Source organism: Kocuria arenosa (assembly GCF_042879215.1).
Classification (GTDB): Bacteria; Actinomycetota; Actinomycetes; order Actinomycetales; family Micrococcaceae; genus Kocuria; species Kocuria arenosa.
On record NZ_JBHZTA010000012.1, the window covers coordinates 37,208 to 53,236 of the forward strand.

At 74.9% G+C, this 16,029-nt stretch carries 15 protein-coding genes; 7 read left to right on the plus strand and 8 right to left on the minus strand.

All coding sequences use genetic code 11. The features are described 5' to 3' along the window. Positions 1–35: 35 nt before the first annotated feature. Together xylB and ACFYE3_RS16625 are read left to right on the plus strand one after the other, a co-directional pair. A complete protein-coding gene (gene xylB, locus ACFYE3_RS16620) occupies positions 36–1,460 on the plus strand; it encodes a xylulokinase (RefSeq protein WP_387610937.1) in 1,425 nt (474 codons plus the stop codon). Next, entirely contained in the window at positions 1,450–2,490 is a 1,041-nt protein-coding gene (locus ACFYE3_RS16625) for an aldose epimerase family protein (protein ID WP_387610939.1), read from the plus strand. The genes xylB and ACFYE3_RS16625 overlap by 11 nt, the downstream gene beginning before the upstream one ends. Positions 2,491–2,494: 4 nt before the next feature. On the opposite strand, the gene ACFYE3_RS16630 is transcribed toward ACFYE3_RS16625, so the two are convergent. Then, on the minus strand, positions 2,495–3,001 hold the full coding sequence (locus ACFYE3_RS16630) for a PTS sugar transporter subunit IIA (protein WP_387610941.1): 507 nt from the start codon (positions 2,999–3,001) through the stop codon (positions 2,495–2,497). 206 nt (positions 3,002–3,207) lie between these two features. On the opposite strand from ACFYE3_RS16630, the gene ACFYE3_RS16635 reads away from it, so the two are divergent. The 3 genes from ACFYE3_RS16635 to ACFYE3_RS16645 are packed head-to-tail and all read left to right on the plus strand — an operon-like array spanning position 3,208 to position 7,404. Further along, positions 3,208–3,972 carry a LamB/YcsF family protein gene (locus tag ACFYE3_RS16635; protein WP_387610943.1) on the plus strand — a complete coding sequence of 255 codons (765 nt, stop codon included), beginning with the start codon at positions 3,208–3,210 and terminating at the stop codon, positions 3,970–3,972. After that, the gene (locus tag ACFYE3_RS16640; RefSeq protein ID WP_387610945.1) at positions 3,969–5,678 is read left to right on the plus strand and encodes a 5-oxoprolinase subunit B/C family protein; all 1,710 of its coding nucleotides are present in this window, start codon (positions 3,969–3,971) and stop codon (positions 5,676–5,678) included. The genes ACFYE3_RS16635 and ACFYE3_RS16640 overlap by 4 nt, the downstream gene beginning before the upstream one ends. A 4-nt stretch (positions 5,679–5,682) precedes the next feature. Beyond that, complete coding sequence (locus ACFYE3_RS16645) at positions 5,683–7,404, plus strand: acetyl/propionyl/methylcrotonyl-CoA carboxylase subunit alpha (protein ID WP_387610947.1); 1,722 nt, start codon at positions 5,683–5,685, stop codon at positions 7,402–7,404. Between the two features lie 25 nt (positions 7,405–7,429). Here ACFYE3_RS16645 and ACFYE3_RS16650 read toward each other — a convergent pair whose 3' ends face one another. After that, on the minus strand, positions 7,430–8,392 hold the full coding sequence (locus ACFYE3_RS16650) for an ABC transporter substrate-binding protein (RefSeq protein WP_387610949.1): 963 nt from the start codon (positions 8,390–8,392) through the stop codon (positions 7,430–7,432). A gap of 113 nt (positions 8,393–8,505) precedes the next feature. On the opposite strand from ACFYE3_RS16650, the gene ACFYE3_RS16655 reads away from it, so the two are divergent. Then, complete coding sequence (locus tag ACFYE3_RS16655) at positions 8,506–9,240, plus strand: GntR family transcriptional regulator (protein WP_387610951.1); 735 nt, start codon at positions 8,506–8,508, stop codon at positions 9,238–9,240. Here the strand turns inward: ACFYE3_RS16655 and ACFYE3_RS16660 are convergent. Continuing rightward, the gene (locus ACFYE3_RS16660; protein WP_387611009.1) at positions 9,203–9,688 is read right to left on the minus strand and encodes a D-glutamate cyclase family protein; all 486 of its coding nucleotides are present in this window, start codon (positions 9,686–9,688) and stop codon (positions 9,203–9,205) included. The genes ACFYE3_RS16655 and ACFYE3_RS16660 overlap by 38 nt on opposite strands. Before the next feature lie 71 nt (positions 9,689–9,759). Continuing rightward, positions 9,760–10,752: an NRAMP family divalent metal transporter gene (locus tag ACFYE3_RS16665; RefSeq protein ID WP_449274659.1), complete on the minus strand. Its 993-nt coding sequence runs from the start codon at positions 10,750–10,752 to the stop codon at positions 9,760–9,762. 277 nt (positions 10,753–11,029) lie between these two features. On the opposite strand from ACFYE3_RS16665, the gene ACFYE3_RS16670 reads away from it, so the two are divergent. Continuing rightward, positions 11,030–11,974: a DNA-3-methyladenine glycosylase family protein gene (locus ACFYE3_RS16670; protein WP_387610953.1), complete on the plus strand. Its 945-nt coding sequence runs from the start codon at positions 11,030–11,032 to the stop codon at positions 11,972–11,974. Between the two features lie 39 nt (positions 11,975–12,013). On the opposite strand, the gene ACFYE3_RS16675 is transcribed toward ACFYE3_RS16670, so the two are convergent. From ACFYE3_RS16675 to ACFYE3_RS16690, 4 genes are read right to left on the minus strand one after another with little or no spacing between them, the layout of a single operon-like run. Continuing rightward, positions 12,014–13,045, minus strand: coding sequence for an ABC transporter ATP-binding protein (locus ACFYE3_RS16675; protein WP_387610955.1), 1,032 nt, complete (start codon positions 13,043–13,045; stop codon positions 12,014–12,016). Further along, positions 13,038–14,099 (minus strand): ABC transporter ATP-binding protein, encoded by a 1,062-nt coding sequence (locus ACFYE3_RS16680; RefSeq protein ID WP_387610957.1) that lies wholly within the window; start codon positions 14,097–14,099, stop codon positions 13,038–13,040. The genes ACFYE3_RS16675 and ACFYE3_RS16680 overlap by 8 nt, the downstream gene beginning before the upstream one ends. Further along, positions 14,096–15,064, minus strand: coding sequence for an ABC transporter permease (locus ACFYE3_RS16685; RefSeq protein WP_387610959.1), 969 nt, complete (start codon positions 15,062–15,064; stop codon positions 14,096–14,098). Before ACFYE3_RS16685 ends, ACFYE3_RS16680 begins: the two co-directional genes overlap by 4 nt. After that, positions 15,057–15,980, minus strand: coding sequence for an ABC transporter permease (locus tag ACFYE3_RS16690; RefSeq protein WP_368822596.1), 924 nt, complete (start codon positions 15,978–15,980; stop codon positions 15,057–15,059). The genes ACFYE3_RS16685 and ACFYE3_RS16690 overlap by 8 nt, the downstream gene beginning before the upstream one ends. Positions 15,981–16,029: the final 49 nt, after the last annotated feature.

Sequence of the window (16,029 nt, forward strand, 5' to 3'; positions counted from 1 at the left end):
GCCGCCCCGTCCCGACCCTGCACCGAGGTTCCTTCATGGCACGCACGACCGTCCTGGGCATCGACTCCTCCACCCAGTCCACCAAGGCGCTCCTCGTCGACGCCGGCACCGGCGAGGTGCTCGCGCAGCGCCGCGCCCCCCACCCCGAGGGGACCGAGGTGGACCCGCGGGCCTGGCTCGCCGCGCTCGACGACGCCGCCGGCCCCTTCATGGCGGAGGCCGCCGCCGTGTCCGTCGGAAGCCAGCAGCACGGGATGGTCGCCCTCGACGAGCACGACGCCGTGGTGCGCGACGCCCTGCTGTGGAACGACACCCGCTCGGCGCCGCAGGCCCGGCAGCTCGTCGAGGAGATGGGCGGCCCGGCCGCCTGCGCCGAGGAGCTCGGCGGCGTGCTGGTCGCGTCCATGACGTCCACCAAGCTGCGCTGGATGGCGCAGCACGAGCCGGAGCACGCCGCCCGCACCCATCGGGTGCTGCTGCCCCACGACTACCTGTCGTGGCACCTCGACGCCGACAGGGCGTGCTTCTTCACCGACCGCGGCGACGCCTCGGGCACCGGCTACTTCTCCACGCGCACCGGCGCGTGGAACCACGACCTCGTCGAGCAGGCGCTCGGCCACGACCTGGAGCTCCCGCAGGTGGCCGCCGCCCCGCACGAGGTCATGGGCCGCACGGCCGCGGGGGCGGTTCTCGCGGCCGGCACCGGCGACAACATGGCCGCCGCGCTGGGCGTCACGCTCGGCCCCGGGGACGTGTCCCTGTCGATCGGCACCTCCGGGGTCGCCGCCATGGTCTCGGAGACCCGCACCGCGGACCCCAGCGGGCTGGTGACCGGTTTCGCCGACGCCACCGGCCGGTACCTGCCCATGGCCACGACCCTCAACGCCGCGCGGATCCTGGAGTTCGGGGCCCGGGTGCTGGGCGTCGACCACGCCGGCCTCGCCGACCTGGCCCTCGCGGGACGCCCCGGGGCGGGCGGCGTCACGCTGCTCCCGTACCTCGACGGGGAGCGCACGCCCAACCGGCCCGACGCCCGCGCCACCCTCCACGGGATGTCGTCGCGCACCGGCCGGGAGGACATCGCCCGGGCCTGCGTGGAGGGCCTGCTCTGCTCCCTCGCCGACGGCGTGGCCGCGCTCGAGCGGGCCACCGGCACCGCCGCACAGCGGATCCTCCTGATCGGCGGCGGCGCGCAGTCCGAGGCCGTGCGCCGGCTCGCCCCGGCCGTGCTCGGCCGGCCCGTGCTCGTGCCCGCCCCCGCCGAGTACGTGGCCCTCGGCGCCGCCCGGCAGGCCGCCTGGGCCCTCTCGGGCGATGAGGAGCCCCCGGCCTGGGCGCTCGCCGGCGCCCAGCAGTACGAGGCGGAGCCGACGCCCGAGGTCGTGGAGGCCTACCGCACGCTGCGCGACCGGACCGCCGACTGGTCCCCGTCCCCGGCCGGAGCCCCCCGTGGGCGGTGAGACCGCCCCGCGGTCCTTCGGCGCGCTGCCCGACGGCCGGGAGGTCACCGTCCACACCCTGACCGCCCCGGGCGGGCTGCGCCTGCGCGTGCTCGACCTCGGCGCCACGGTGCAGGCCCTGCACCTGCCCGACGGGTCCGGAGGCACGACGAACGTGGCCCTGGGCCACCCGGACGCCGCCGCCTGCGCGGCGCCCCCGGAGGCCTTCCTCGGGGCGGTGGTCGGCCGGTACGCCAACCGGATCGCCGGCGCCCGCTTCGACCTCGACGGGCGCACCGTGACCCTGGCGGCCAACGAGGCCGGCAACACCCTGCACGGAGGCCCCGACGGCTTCCACCGCCGCACCTGGCAGGTGGTGGAAGCCGGTCCGGACCGGCTGGTGCTGGAGCTGGTCAGCCCGGACGGGGACCAGGGCTTTCCCGGCGAAGTGGTCCTCCGGGCCCGGTACGCCGTCGCGGACGACGTCGTGACCCTGGACCTGGAGGCCCGCACCGACGCGCCCACCGTGGTCGGGCCCGCCAGCCACCTCTACCTCAACCTCGCCGGCGAGGGAGCGGGGACGATCGACGACCACCGGCTCACCGTCGAGGCCGACCGGTACCTCCCCGTGGGGCCGGACTCCCTGCCGCTGGGCGGGCTGGCGGACGTGACCGGGACGCCGTTCGACCTCACCGCCCCCGCCCGGATCGGGGACCGGGTGCGGGCGGAGCACCCGCAGACGGCGGCCGTGCGCGGGATCGACCACTCCTTCCACCTGCGGGGGGCGGGCCTGCGCCGGGCCGCGCTCCTGGAGCACCCGGCGAGCGGTCGGTCGGTGGAGCTGTTCACGGACCAGCCCGCCCTGCAGGTCTACACGGGCAACTCTCTGGACGGCTCCGGCAGCTCGGGGCGCCGGTACCGCCAGGGCGACGGCGTGGCCCTCGAGCCCCAGCGGCACCCGGACTCTCCCAACCGGCCGGAGCTCTCCGACCCCGTCCTGCGCCCGGGCGAGACCTACCGCTCCCGCACCGAGTGGCGCTTCCGGCACTAGCCGCTCAGCCCAGCGCGTCCTCCAGCACGGCCAGCACCTCGGACGCGCTCCCGGCGTCGAGGAGGCCCTGACGGCAGGACTCCTCGGCCAGGGCCTCGGAGAGCTCGGCCAGCAGCTCCAGGTGCTCCTCCCCGGACCGCTCCTCGGGGAGGGAGATCAGGAAGACCAGGTGGACGGGCTCGCCGTCCAGCGCGTTCCACTCCACGCCCTCCCGGCTGCGGGCGAACGCGACCATCGGCCGCTCGGCACCGGCGGACTTGGCGTGCGGCAGGGCCACACCGTTGCCCACCCCGGTGGAGCCCTCCTCCTCCCGGGCCAGGGCCGCCGCGACGGTGCTGTCGGCGTCGTACGCCCGCCCGGTGTGCGCGCCGAGCTCGGCGAGCTGCCGGATGACGCCGTCCCGGTCCGCCCCGTGGACGTCCAGGAGCACGGTCGACTCGCTGAGGTGTTCCAGGACGGAGCCGGAGCGCCCCGGGGAGTCGTCCGCGGCGCGGGGGGTCCTGTCGCTCATCTGCTGTCCCATCGGTGGTGGCGGGCGGGCGCCGCGGCCCCGCTGTGCTGCCCGCGGCACCGCTGCACCCTCGTGCGGGCCAAGATACGGCGGCCGGGACCGGGCGTCCACCAGGCCGGGCGGAATCCGACCCCGACGGCGAATATTGTTGAACAATCCTGCCGGACAGGGCATGCTGAAGGGACCGACGTGACAAGGAGCACAGCATGCCCCCCTCCGACATCGACCTCAACGCGGACTGCGGCGAGTCGCTCAGCGCCTGGGCCATGGCCGGCGACGAGGCCGTCCTGCACGTGGTCACCAGCGCCAACGTGGCCTGCGGCTTCCACGCGGGAGACCCGACGGTCGCCCGCCGGACCTGCACCGTGGCCGCCGAGCAGGGCGTGGCCGTGGGCGCCCAGGTCTCCTATGACGATCTCAAGGGCTTCGGCCGCCGCTTCATCGCCGTGCCCCGGGCGGAGCTGACCGACCAGCTGGTGTACCAGATCGGCGCCCTCCAGGCCCTGGCCCGCGCCTCGGGCACCGCGGTGAGCTACGTCAAGCCGCACGGCGCCCTCTACAACGCGATCGTCCACCACGAGGAGCACGCGGGAGCCGTCGTCGACGCCGTGCGCGACGTCGACGACGCCCTGCCCCTGCTGGTGCTGCCCGGTTCCGAGATCGAGCGGCAGGCGCGGGCCGCCGGGCTGCGCACGGTCCGTGAGGCCTTCGCCGACCGCGGCTACACGCCGCAGGCCACCCTCGTGCCGCGCACCGAGGCCGGCGCCGTCCTGCACGACGCCGAGCAGATCGCCGCCCGCGTGGTGCGGATGGTCGTCGAGGGCGTCGTCGAGGCCGTCGACGGCTCCCTCGTGGCGGTGGACGCCGAGAGCATCTGCGTGCACGGGGACACCCCAGGGGCGCTGGCCATCGCCGAGCGTGTGCGCCGCGCCCTCGAGGAGGCCGGCCTGCGCGTCGGCAGCTTCCTGTGAGCGGGCCGGTCCCCGCCGGGCCCCGCCCGGTCCGGCCCCTGGGCCCGCGCGCGGCCCTGGTCGAGTGCGCCGACCTGCACGACGCCGTGGCGGTGCACGCCCGGCTCGCCGCCGCGGACCTGCCCGGGCTCGTGGACTGCGTGGCCGGCGCGGAGACCGTGGTCGTGCGCGCGAGCACCACCGCGGCCCTGCGGGACATCGTCCGCACGGCGCGCAGCGCCCCCCGCGGGAGCGCCGGGATGGGAGAGGCCCGCACCGTGACCATCGACGTCGTCTACGACGGCGAGGACCTCGCGGCGGTCGGCGAGCTCACCGGCCTCGGCGCGGACGGGGTGGTCCGGGCCCACTCCGAGCAGTCCTGGACCGCCGCCTTCGCCGGCTTCGCCCCCGGCTTCTTCTACTGCGCAGGCGAGAACAGCCTCGACGTCCCGCGCCGGGACACGCCGCGCACCGCCGTCCCCGCCGGGTCGGTGGCCCTGGCCGGCCGGTTCTCCGCCGTCTACCCCCGCAGCTCCCCCGGCGGCTGGCAGCTCATCGGGCGGTCCGCGGCCCGGATGTTCGACCTCGACCGCGACGACCCCGCCCTGCTGCGCCCCGGGGACCGGGTGCGCTACCGACCGGTGCGCGACCTCGTGGAGATCACCCCGGCCGCCGCCGAGCCCGCGCCGGTGCGGGGACCCCACCTGAGGGTCGGGGCCCCCGGCCTGCTGACCCTCGTCCAGGACCGGGGCCGGGCGGGCACCGCCGCGCTGGGCGTCTCCCCCTCGGGCGCGCTCGACGCCGCCGCCGCCGGATCGGCCAACCGCCTCGTGGGCAACGGCCCGGGGGCCGCGGTGCTGGAGCACCTGCTCGGCGGGCTCGAGCTGACCGCCCACGGGGAGCACGTCCTGGCGGTCACCGGCGCGCGGGCGGCGCTGACGGTCACGGGCCCGGCCCCGTGGCGGCCCCCGCTCGGCACCCCCTTCGCCCTGCGCGACGGCGAACGGCTGGCGGTCGGCACCGTGACGGCCGGGGCGCGGATCTACGTGGGCGTCCGGGGCGGCGTCGCGGTCCCGCCGGTGCTGGGCAGCCGCTCCGCGGACACTCTCTCGGGACTGGGCCCGGACCCGCTGACCGCCGGCGACGCCCTGCCGGTCGGACCGAACCCGGGCACGGCCGTCCGGCCCCCCGAGCCGGTGCCCGCCCCGCCCGCGGTGTCCACGGTCCGTGTGGTCCCGGGCCCCCGCGACGACTGGTTCGCCCCCGCCGCCGTGGCGTCCTTCTTCGCGCAGGACTGGGAGCTCGCCACCTCCTCCGACCGCGTGGGCGCCCGGCTGTCCGGCGAGCCGGTGGTGCGGGTGCGCACGGACGAGCTGCCCAGCGAGGGCACCGTGCCCGGCTGCGTCCAGGTCCCGCCCTCGGGTCTGCCGGTCGTCCTGCTGCAGGACGGGCCCACCACCGGCGGCTACCCCGTGCTCGGCGTGGTCCACCCGGAGGACCTCGCCGTACTCGCCCAGTTGCGCCCCGGCGGGCGCCTGCGCTTCTCGCAGGTGCCGGCGCCCGGCCTCGGCGCGCCGATCCCGGGCGACACCGCCGCCGGCAGCACGGATCGCCCGGACCCCGTCAGCACCGCCACCGAGTCCTCCACGGAGACCTTAGAGGAGACCCCTACGGAGACCTCCACAGGAACTTCTACCGAGACCTCCACCGACACCTCCCAGGAGTAGCACCGTGCGCAAGATCCTGATCGCCAACCGCGGGGAGATCGCCGTCCGCGTCGTCCACGCCTGCGCCGAGGCCGGCCTCGAGTCCGTGGCCGTCTACGCCGACCCCGACGCCGACGCCCCGCACGTCCTGCTGGCCGACGAGGCGTACGCCCTGGAGGGCACCTCGGCCGCCGAGACCTACCTGGACGGGGACGAGGTCCTCGCGATCGCGCGCCGGTGCGGCGCCGACGCCGTGCACCCGGGCTACGGGTTCCTCTCCGAGAACGCCGGCTTCGCCCGGGCGGTGATCGAGGCCGGCCTCACCTGGATCGGCCCCTCCCCGGAGACGATCCTGCTGCTGGGGGACAAGGTCGCCGCCCGGGAGGTCGCCCGGCGCGCCGGCGCCCCGCTGGTGCCCGGCAGCGACGGCCCGGTCGAGTCGCCGGAGGACGCCCGCGCCTTCGCGCAGGAGCACGGCCTGCCGGTGATCGTGAAGGCCGCCCACGGCGGCGGCGGCCGCGGCATGCGCGTGGTCCGGGCGCTCGACCAGGTCGAGGACGCCTTCCTCTCGGCCGCCCGCGAGGCGCAGAGCGCGTTCGGCCGCGGCGAGTGCTTCGTGGAGCGCTTCCTGGACCGCCCGCGGCACGTGGAGGCGCAGGTCGTGGCCGACGCCCACGGCCACGTCGTCGTGCTCGGGACCCGGGACTGCTCCCTGCAGCGCCGCCACCAGAAGCTCGTCGAGGAGGCCCCCGCGCCGTTCCTCACGGACGCGCAGCGCGAGCGGATCGCCGCCGCCGCCGAGGGCATCTTCCGGGAGGCCGGGTACGTGGGGGTGGGCACCGCAGAGTTCCTCGTGGCCCGGGACGGGCTGATCTCCTTCCTGGAGGTCAACACCCGGCTGCAGGTGGAGCACCCGATCACCGAGGAGGTCTACGGCGTGGACCTGGTCCGCGCCCAGCTGGCCGTGGCCGCCGGGGACCCGCTGCCGGTGCCCGAGACCCCGGCCCCGCGCGGGCACGCGTTCGAGTTCCGGATCAACGCCGAGGACCCCGGCCGCGGCTTCCTGCCCTCCGGGGGCACGGTCGAGGCCGTCGACACCCCGACCGGTCCGGGCGTGCGCGTGGACTCGGGGGTGCACCGCGGCACCCGGGTGGCCACGTCCTTCGACTCGCTGCTGCTCAAGCTCGTCGTCAGCGCGCCCACCCGCGAGCAGGCGCTCGTGCGGGCCCGCACCGCCCTGCGCGAGCTGCGGGTGCACGGGGTGGCCACCACGATCCCGTTCCACCGCGCCGTGCTGGACGCCCCCGCCTTCGCCGGGGACGAGGGACTCGGGGTGTGGACCACGTGGATCGAGGACGAGTTCGCCGACCGGCTCGCCCCGGACACCGGCTACGCCCGCGCGGACGAGCCGGGCCGCACCCGCTTCACCGTGGACGTGGACGGGCGGCGCGTGAGCATCGGGATCCCCGACGCCCTCGCCGCAGCCCTGGGCTCCGCGGGGGAGGCCTCCCCCGCCGCCGCGGAGCCCGCCGACGACGGCGCCGTCACCGCGCCCTTCCCGGGCACGCTCGTCTCGTGGCTGGTGTCCGAGCAGGACACCGTGGAGGCGGGCCAGGACGTCGCCGTGCTGGAGGCCATGAAGACCGAGACCCGGGTGTCCGCGCCGCGGGCCGGAACGGTCCGGGAGCTCGCGGTGCAGCCGGGGGGCGCGGTGGCCGCAGACCAGGTGCTCGCCCGCCTCTCCTGAACGGGCTCCACCACGGGCCCTCCGGTCACTCGGGGAGCAGCTCGTCCAGGGGCGGGGCCTCCTCGATGAGTCCGTGCTGGACGGCGAGGTCCGCGAGCTCCTGCACGGACTGCCGGTTCACCTCAGTGGGGTAGGCGGGCAGGACGAGCTGGTCGATCAGCTCCTCGTCGAGCTGCGTGTAGCTGGGCAGGACGGCGCGGACCTCGTCGGGGTTGTCCTGGGCGAACTGCAGCGACCTCTCGATGGCGGCCTGGAACGCCTCGACGGTCTCGGGCTCCTGGGCGACCACGTCCTCGGTGGTGAAGTACACGGCCACCGTCAGGTTCTCGATCGGGAACGCGTAGTTGGAGACCGCCGAGCGCGCCCCGTCCTGCATGGCGATGGTCCGGAACGGTTCGATCGAGCCGATCGCGTCCACCTCGCCCCGGTCCAGGGCCGCCGGCATGTCGGGCAGCGGGATCTCGACGAAGTCGACGTCGCCGGGGTCCCCGCCCTGGGCCTCGATGGCGGCGCGGATGGTGGTGTCGCTGATGTTGTTCAGGGTGTTCACCCCCACGGTCCTGCCCTCCAGGTCCGCGGCGTCCTGGATGTCGCTGTCCGCGCGCACCAGGACGTCGGCGAAGTCCTCGCCCTGGACGCCGGTGGAGTTGTTGGCGTTGGCGATGATCTGCAGCGGCAGCCCCTGGGAGCGGGCGACGATCAGCGACGTCACGTTGCTGAAGCCGAAATCCATCTCCCCGCTGACCACGGACGGGACGATGGCCGCCCCGCCCTGGGCCTGGGTGATGTCGAGCTCCAGGCCCTCCTCCTCGAAGAAGCCCTGCTCGATCCCCAGGTAGAGGGGTGCCACGTCGGTGCTCGCGATGACGCCCACGCGGACCGTGGTCAGCTCGCCGTCTCCGGCCGCTCCGCCGCCGGACTCACCTCCCCCGCACGCGGTCACTGTCAGGACGGCCGCCGTGGCGAGTGCTGCACCGGTCTTGCGCATCGAAGCCTCCAGGGAGTGGGACGGAAGTCCTGAAAGCCTAGAGGACGGCCCGGGCCCGCCACCAGGGTGCCGCCGCACGATCCGGGGACGCCGGGATGCCAGGATGGGGATCGATGAACACCGTGGAGAACGAGTTCCTGATGACGGCCGTCGCGCAGGCCGGGCCCGCCCCGCAGGGCGAGGCCATCCCGTGGGCCGTGGACGTGCTGCGCCAGGGCGTCGTCGCCGGCCGGCTGCCGCCCGGGACCCGGCTCTCGGAGACCCGGGTCAGCGAGGCGCTACGGGTCTCCCGCAACACGCTGCGCGAGGCGTTCACCGTCCTGGTCGGGGAGAACCTGCTGGTCCGGGTGCCCAACCGCGGCGTCTCGGTGGCCCGGCCCGGCGCGGACGACGTGCGGGAGATCCACCGGGTGCGGCTCGCGCTGGAGACCTCGGCGCTGCGCTGGTCGGAGCCGACCCCGCAGCCGGGCCTGCACGCCGCCGTCGAGGACGGCCGCGCCGCCCACCGCCACCAGGACGTCCCCGGCATGGCCGATGCGAACCAGCGGTTCCACCGCGGCGTCGTGGAGCTGGCCGGCTCGGCCCGCCAGGACGAGCTGATGTCCCGGACGCTCGCGGAGATGCGGCTCGTGTTCTACTCCATGCGGCAGGACCCGTCCTTCCACGCGCCCTGGATCGAGCGCAACGCCCGGATCCTCGAGCTCTTCGAGGAGGGCCGGCGCGAGGAGGCCGCCGTGCAGATGCACAACTACCTGGAGGCCTCCCGGCGGCAGCTGCTCGACGTCCTGGAGGGCCCGGCGCCGGCCGCGGTCAGGGCACCTGGTACTGGCAGTTGGGCAGGTCCGTGACCAGCGTGCGGCCCGGGGCGTGCCCGAGGGCGAACGGCACCCCGGACTCGAGCACCGCGGCCTGCGGCGTCACCCCGCAGGCCCTGAACACGGGGACGTGGCCGTCCGGGATCTGCACCGCGTCCCCGTAGTGGGGGGCCGCAAGGTCCCGGATGCCCAGCTCCCCGGGCGCCCCCACGTGCACCGGGGCGCCGTGCACCGCGGGACAGCGGGAGGTGATGCGCACCGCGTCGGCCACCCGGGACGCGGGGATCGGCCGCATGGACACGACCAGCGGCCCGGTCACCTCGCCGGCCTCGAGCACGCCCAGCACCGGGCACGGCTCGGGGTTGCGCTGGGCGAAGAGCAGGACGTCGAAGGCCCAGTCCTTCGGGACGACGATCAGGTTGGCCTGCGCGAAGCCGTCGCACCAGCCCGACGCGGGCGTGACCAGGCCGCTGCGGAACATCGCCCGGGCGGCGCCCGGGGCCAGGGCGGCCCGGTCCTGCCGGGACGGCGCGTCCACCGCTCCCACCGCGCTCACGCCCACAGCGCGGCGATGCCGCTGAGGGATTGGTAGCCCAGGAAGATGGTGAGCAGCCACACCACGGTGCCGATCAGCGCGAGCCACGTCGGGTGCTCGCAGCCGCCCAGCAGGTCCCTCCGGCGCCAGGCCACCCACAGCAGCACCGCGAAGCCCAGCGGGAGGATGAGCCCGTTCACGGCTCCCGCCACGACGAGCAGCGTGGACGGCGCCTGCCCCAGGAGGGCGAACACGGTGGCCGGGACCAGGATGAACGCGACGGTCCTCAGGTTCCGGGTGCGGGGCTTCGTCCAGGAGGTCGTCAGGAAGGACACCGAGGTGTAGGCGGAGCCGATGACCGAGGAGATGGACGCGGCCCACAGGATGACCCCGAACAGGCGCAGGCCGACCTCCCCGGCGGCGGAGCGGAACGCCTGGGCGGCGAGGTTCTCACCCGTGCGCCGGGCGCCGCCGGCGACCACGCCGAGGATCGCCAGGAACAGCAGGAAGCGCATGACCCCGGTGAGCACGATGCTCATCACGGAGCTGCGGGAGATCTGCTTGACGCTCTCCACGCCGGTGATCCCGGCGTCGACGATGCGGTGGGCGCCCGCGTAGGTGATGTACCCGCCCACGGTCCCGCCGACGAGGGTCGTGATGATGCCACCCCACGTGGGGTCGAGAGCCAGCAGCGCGTCCAGGCCGAGCCCGCCGCCGGCGGTGTTGCCGATGTTGAGGACGAGCCCGCCGGTGGCCACGAGCGCGGCGATGAACCACCCGAGGCCCGGCAGCACGCGGTTGCCGAGCTCGTGCGCCTTGAGCCCGGAGACGCCGATGATCCGCCACGCGTTCAGCTGCACCGCGATGTCGACGACGATCGGGATCACGATGGCGAACGCGACGGCTGCGCCCAGTTGCACCGTGAAGTTCGCGGTCTGGGTGATGAACCCGGGGCCGATGGCGCTGGTGGCCATCAGGAAGAGGGCGCCCAGCAGAGCGGAGCGGTTCACGGCCCGCAAGGCCGCGGGGCTGCTGACGGAGCCGCGGGCCTCCGGGACGGGCGGAACGGGGCAGAGCTGGACATGCGGCCTCTGCGGGACGGGTGCGACCTGCACCGGAGCACGGCACCGGCCACCCAGGACGTGGCCGCGGTCACTGTCGTGCCGGTCGAATGAATGTTGAACGATCTGCCCAGGGCACCTGCCGGACTTCCTGCCTGGACAGGCGGCCGCCCCCGGGGACAGGCTGGGGCCGGCACGTCCGCCCCTCGACCACCGGGAGCCCCGCATGCACGACGACGGACCCGCAGGTGCCGTGGACGTCCTGCTCCCGCCGCCGGCGTCCCCCGGGTTCCTCCGGGACTTCCTGGCGTCCCAGGCCGTGCCCGGGTGCGACGACCTCGCGGGCGGCGCCCACCGGCGCCCCGTGGTCGTGGACGGAGCGGCGCGCACCGTGACCGTCGACTGGAACGGCCTCACGCCCGCCGGTCTCCCGGTGCACGTGGGGCCCGGGGCGGCGGACGCCCTGGCACCCGTGCTGGATCGGGTGCGCCGCTGGCTCGGTGAGGGCACGGAATCCTCCGCGGCGGACCGCGCCCTGGCGGCCGACCCCTCGCTCGCCCCCGACGTGCGCGCCTGGCCCCTGATCCGGCTGCCCGGTGCACCGGACGGCTTCGAGACGGCGGTCCTGACCGTGCTCGGGCAGCAGGTCTCCCTCGCCGCGGCCCGAACCTTCGCCGGGCGCCTGGTCCGCCACCACGGCACCCCCGTGGCCGGAGGCGCCACCGCGTTTCCGTCGGCCCACCGGATCGCCGGGACGGACCCCGCCCGGCTGCAGCGGGACGTGGGCGTCACCACCCGCAGGGCCGCGACCGTCCACGCGCTCGCCGTGGCGGTCCGGGACGGCCTCGTCCTCGACGCCCCGCCGGGACGGGACGGCGCGCCGGCCGGGGAGGGCGCCGCGCTGCTGCGCGAGCGCCTGCTCGCCCTGCCGGGCATCGGCCCGTGGACGGCGGGGTCCATCTCGATGCGCGTCCTGGGCGACCCCGACGTCTTCCTGCCCCAGGACCTGGTCCTGCGCCGCGCGCTCGGGGCGGCCGGGACGTCCGTCGCGGCCGCCATGGCGTCGGCCTGGAGCCCGTGGCGCAGCTACGCCGTGATGCGACTGTGGGCCCGCGCGGCGTTCCCGGACTCGGCCGGGCCGCTCACCGGTGGAGGCCCCGGAGCACAGTGAGCCCTGAGCGGCCCCGCGGCCGACCCCGCAGGCCGGCGGCTACGCCGGACCGGGCACGAGGTCCCGGCTCTCGGCGAAGTGGCAGGCCGAGGGGTGCCCCTGGCCTCGGTCGACGAGCTCCGGCACCTTCTCGGCGCACACGTCCTGCGCCTTCCAGCAGCGCGTGCGGAACCGGCACCCGGAGGGCGGGTTCGCGGGACTGGGCAGGTCGCCGCTGAGCATGATCCGCTCGCGCCCCCCGCGCAGGGCGGGCTCGTGCACCGGCACCGCGGAGAGCAGGGCCTGCGTGTAGGGGTGGGCGGCCCGGTGGTAGATCGCGTCCCGGTCGCCCGTCTCCACCACCTTGCCGAGGTACATCACCGCGACCCGGTCGCTGAGGTGGCGCACCACCGAGAGGTCGTGGGCGATGAAGAGGAAGGACAGGCCGAACTCGTCCTGCAGGTCCTGCAGCAGATTGATGACCTGCGCCTGGACGGAGACGTCCAGGGCCGAGACCGGCTCGTCGCAGACGATCACCTCCGGGCGCAGCGCCAGGGCCCGCGCGATCCCGATGCGCTGCCGCTGGCCCCCGGAGAACTGGTGCGGGTAGCGGTTGGCGTAGTCGGCCCGCAGCCCCACGCGCTCCAGCAGCTCCCGGACCGTGGCCGCACGGTCCTGCCGCGCCACCGTGTTGGGGTGCACCTCCCAGGCCTCGGCCACGATGTCCCCCACCGTCATGCGCGGGTTGAGGGACGAGTACGGGTCCTGGAAGATGATCTGCACGTTGCGGCGGTACTCCCGCAGCTGCCGCGAGGACATCGCGGCCACGTCCCGGCCCTTGTACAGGACCTGGCCGGCCGTGGGCTGCTGCAGCGCCATGATGAGCTTCGCCACGGTGGACTTGCCGGAGCCGGACTCCCCCACGAGCCCCAGGGTCTCCCCCGGGCCGAGGGTCATGCTCACGCCGTCCACCGCCTGGACCTGGCCCACGGTCCGCCGCAGCACGACCCCCTGGGTGAGCGGGAAGTGCTTGGTGAGCTCGCGCAGCTCCAGGAGGGGCGCGTCCGTCGTCGTCGGCTGGGGGTCACTCATGCTCGAGCTCCTCGCTGTAGTGGCACGCGGCCGTCCGGCCCGGCACGACCTCGCGCAGCACCGGGACGTCCGCCGCGCAGTCCTTGCCCGGCGCCGCCGTCCGCCCGAACCGCGCCATCGGGCAGCGCGGGTGGAAGGCGCAGCCGCCGGGGATGGCGGAGAGGTCCGGCGGCGTCCCGGCGATGGGCAGGAGCCGCTCGCCCTGGGACTCGAGGCTGGGCATCGAGGACATCAGCCCCCGGGTGTAGGGGTGCAGGGGCTCCGCGAGCACCTCGTCGACCGTGCCGTTCTCGACGATGCTCCCCGCGTACATCACCGCGACCCGGTCGGCCACCTCGTTGACCACCCCCAGGTCGTGGGTGATGAGGATGACGCCCATCCCGGTCTCCGTGCGGAGCTCGGTGAGCAGGTCCATGATCTGGGCCTGGACGGTGACGTCGAGCGCGGTGGTCGGCTCGTCCGCGATGAGGATGTCCGGGTCCAGGGCGATGGCCATCGCGATCATCACGCGCTGGCGCATCCCGCCGGAGAACTGGTGCGGGAAGTCGCCCACGCGCTCCCGGGCCGCGGGGATCCCCACGCGCTCCATGAGCTCGATCGCCCGGGCCCTCGCCTCCTGCCGGGAGGCGCCCCGGTGGGCGCGGAACGGCTCGCCGATCTGGTCCCCCACGGTGAAGACCGGGTTCAGCGCGGAGAGGGCGTCCTGGAAGACCATGGCGATGCCCGGTCCCCGCACCGCCCGCTGGTCCCTGCGGCTCATGCCCAGCAGGTCCCGGCCGTGGAAGCGGATCTCTCCCTGCGTGATGCGGGCGGGCGGGGTGTCGAGGATGCCCATGACGGCCTGGGCGCTGACGCTCTTGCCGGAGCCCGACTCCCCGACGATCGCGAGGGTCTCGCCGGCCCGGACGGAGTAGCTGATCCCGTTGACGGCCCGGACGGTGCGCCGGCGGGAGCGGAACTCGACCGCGAGGTCGTCGACCTCGAGCACGGGCGCCGCCGCGCTGTCCGGCGGCGCGGGCACGGGGGTGGGAGCGGGGACGGAGGAGGGGGTCATCGGCGCAACTTCGGGTCGAGGGCGTCGCGCAGCGCGTCGCCCATGAGGATGAACGAGAGCACGGTCAGGGACAGGAACAGCGACGGGAAGAGGATCAGGTGCGGGGCGTCGCGCAGCCTGTTCTGCGCCGCGTTGATCTGCAGGCCCCAGGAGATCTCGGGCAGCTGGAGGCCCACGCCCAGGAAGGTGAGCGTCGCCTCGGAGGCGATGATCGTGCCCACCGCGATGGTGGAGTAGACCAGGACGGGCGCCACCGCGTTGGGCAGGATGTGCCTGGTGAGGATCCGGCCGGTCCGGGCGCCCAGCGCCCGCGCCGCCTGGACGTAGTCGGCCTCCTTGACCCCGATCACGTTGGAGCGGACCAGGCGCATGGCCGTCATCCAGCCGAACGCGATCAGCGCGAGGGAGACCTCGAGCACTCCGCGCTCGGGCAGCACGGAGAGCAGGATGATGGCGCCCAGGATGAGCGGCAGGCCGTAGAAGATGTCGGTGACCCGGGCGAGCAGCGAGTCGAGCCAGCCGCCGTAGTAGCCGGCGAGCGCGCCCACCACCACGCCGATGGCCAGGGTGCCCAGGACGGCGAGGAAGCCGATGGCCAGGGAGATGCGGGCGCCGTGCACCACGTTCGAGTAGTAGTCGCAGCCCTGGACGTCGTAGCCGAAGGGCGCCCCGGCCTGCGGACCGTTGCCGGAGCGGTCAAGGCTGCAGGCCCGCGGGTCCACCGAGGTGAACACCTGCGGGGCGAGGGCCATCACCGCGAACACGACGAAGAGCAGGGCCCCCGCCAGGAAGAAGGGGTTGCGGAGCAGGCCACGCCCGGCGTCCCGCCACAGGCTGACCTGCTCGATGTCCCCGGCGGCCGCCGCGGAGGCGATCTCGTCGGCGCGGTCGTCCACGCGGTCGGAGAAGGACTCGTGGTGGACGCCCCGCTCCTCGCGGACGGTGTCCGGACGCGGCTCATTCATAGCGGATCCTCGGGTCGAGGGCGGCGTAGAGAACGTCGACCACCAGGTTGAAGAAGATGTAGAAGAAGACGAACAGGGTGACGATCCCGACGACGACGGCGCCCTCCTGCCGCAGCACCGCGTCGTAGACCGCCCGGCCCAGGCCGGGGACGTTGAACACCGACTCGGTCACGATGGCCCCGCCCATGAGCGCGCCGAGGTCGGCGCCGATGAAGGTGACCACGGGGATGAGGCTGTTGCGCAGGGTGTGCTTGCCGACCACGGACACCTCGCTGAGGCCCTTGGCGCGCGCCGTCCGCACGTAGTCGCTCTGCAGGTTCTCCGCGAGGCTCGTGCGGGTCAGCCGCGCCACGTAGGCGAGCGAGAGCGCCGCGAGCACGAAGCCGGGGAGGACGTAGCTGTACCAGCCGTCCGAGATCCCGGCGATGGGGAACCAGCCGAGCCGCACGCCGAAGACGTACTGGGCGAGGAAGCCGAGCACGAACACCGGGATGGACACGACCACCGTGGTCGAGACCAGCACGAAGTTGTCGAAGAAGGAGCCGCGCCGCAGGCCCGCCAGCACGCCGGCGAGGATGCCGATGAGGATCTCGAAGCCCACGGCCACCAGGGCCAGCCGGGCCGTCACCGGCAGCCGGTCCACGATCGTGTCGAGGACGGGACGGCCCGAGAAGTCGGTGCCGAAGTCGCCCTGCACCAGGCCGCCGAGGTACTTGGCGTACTGGATCAGCAGCGGGTCGTCGAGGTTGTACTCGGCGCGCAGCTGCGCCTGCACGGCCTCGGACAGCGGCCGGTCACCGGCCAGCGCCCGGATGGGATCGCCGGGCAGCGCGTAGACCATCGAGAAGATGAGCAGGGACGCGCCCAGCAGCACCGGAACGGTCAGCAGCAGACGGCGGAGGACGTACCGCCCCATGGGACTCCTTGTGTGTGCGGAGGTGTTGCGCGGACAGTGGCACCCGGGG

What these genes read in the sequence shown, in the direction of transcription:
- xylB (WP_387610937.1), top strand. Translation starts at nt 36, where the DNA reads ATGGCACGCACGACCGTCCTGGGCATCGACTCCTCCACCCAGTCCACC.
- ACFYE3_RS16630 (WP_387610941.1), bottom strand. Translation starts at nt 3,001, where the DNA reads ATGAGCGACAGGACCCCCCGCGCCGCGGACGACTCCCCGGGGCGCTCC.
- ACFYE3_RS16635 (WP_387610943.1), top strand. Translation starts at nt 3,208, where the DNA reads ATGCCCCCCTCCGACATCGACCTCAACGCGGACTGCGGCGAGTCGCTC.
- ACFYE3_RS16650 (WP_387610949.1), bottom strand. Translation starts at nt 8,392, where the DNA reads ATGCGCAAGACCGGTGCAGCACTCGCCACGGCGGCCGTCCTGACAGTG.
- ACFYE3_RS16655 (WP_387610951.1), top strand. Translation starts at nt 8,506, where the DNA reads ATGAACACCGTGGAGAACGAGTTCCTGATGACGGCCGTCGCGCAGGCC.
- ACFYE3_RS16660 (WP_387611009.1), bottom strand. Translation starts at nt 9,688, where the DNA reads ATGTTCCGCAGCGGCCTGGTCACGCCCGCGTCGGGCTGGTGCGACGGC.
- ACFYE3_RS16670 (WP_387610953.1), top strand. Translation starts at nt 11,030, where the DNA reads ATGCACGACGACGGACCCGCAGGTGCCGTGGACGTCCTGCTCCCGCCG.
- ACFYE3_RS16675 (WP_387610955.1), bottom strand. Translation starts at nt 13,045, where the DNA reads ATGAGTGACCCCCAGCCGACGACGACGGACGCGCCCCTCCTGGAGCTG.
- ACFYE3_RS16680 (WP_387610957.1), bottom strand. Translation starts at nt 14,099, where the DNA reads ATGACCCCCTCCTCCGTCCCCGCTCCCACCCCCGTGCCCGCGCCGCCG.
- ACFYE3_RS16685 (WP_387610959.1), bottom strand. Translation starts at nt 15,064, where the DNA reads ATGAATGAGCCGCGTCCGGACACCGTCCGCGAGGAGCGGGGCGTCCAC.
- ACFYE3_RS16690 (WP_368822596.1), bottom strand. Translation starts at nt 15,980, where the DNA reads ATGGGGCGGTACGTCCTCCGCCGTCTGCTGCTGACCGTTCCGGTGCTG.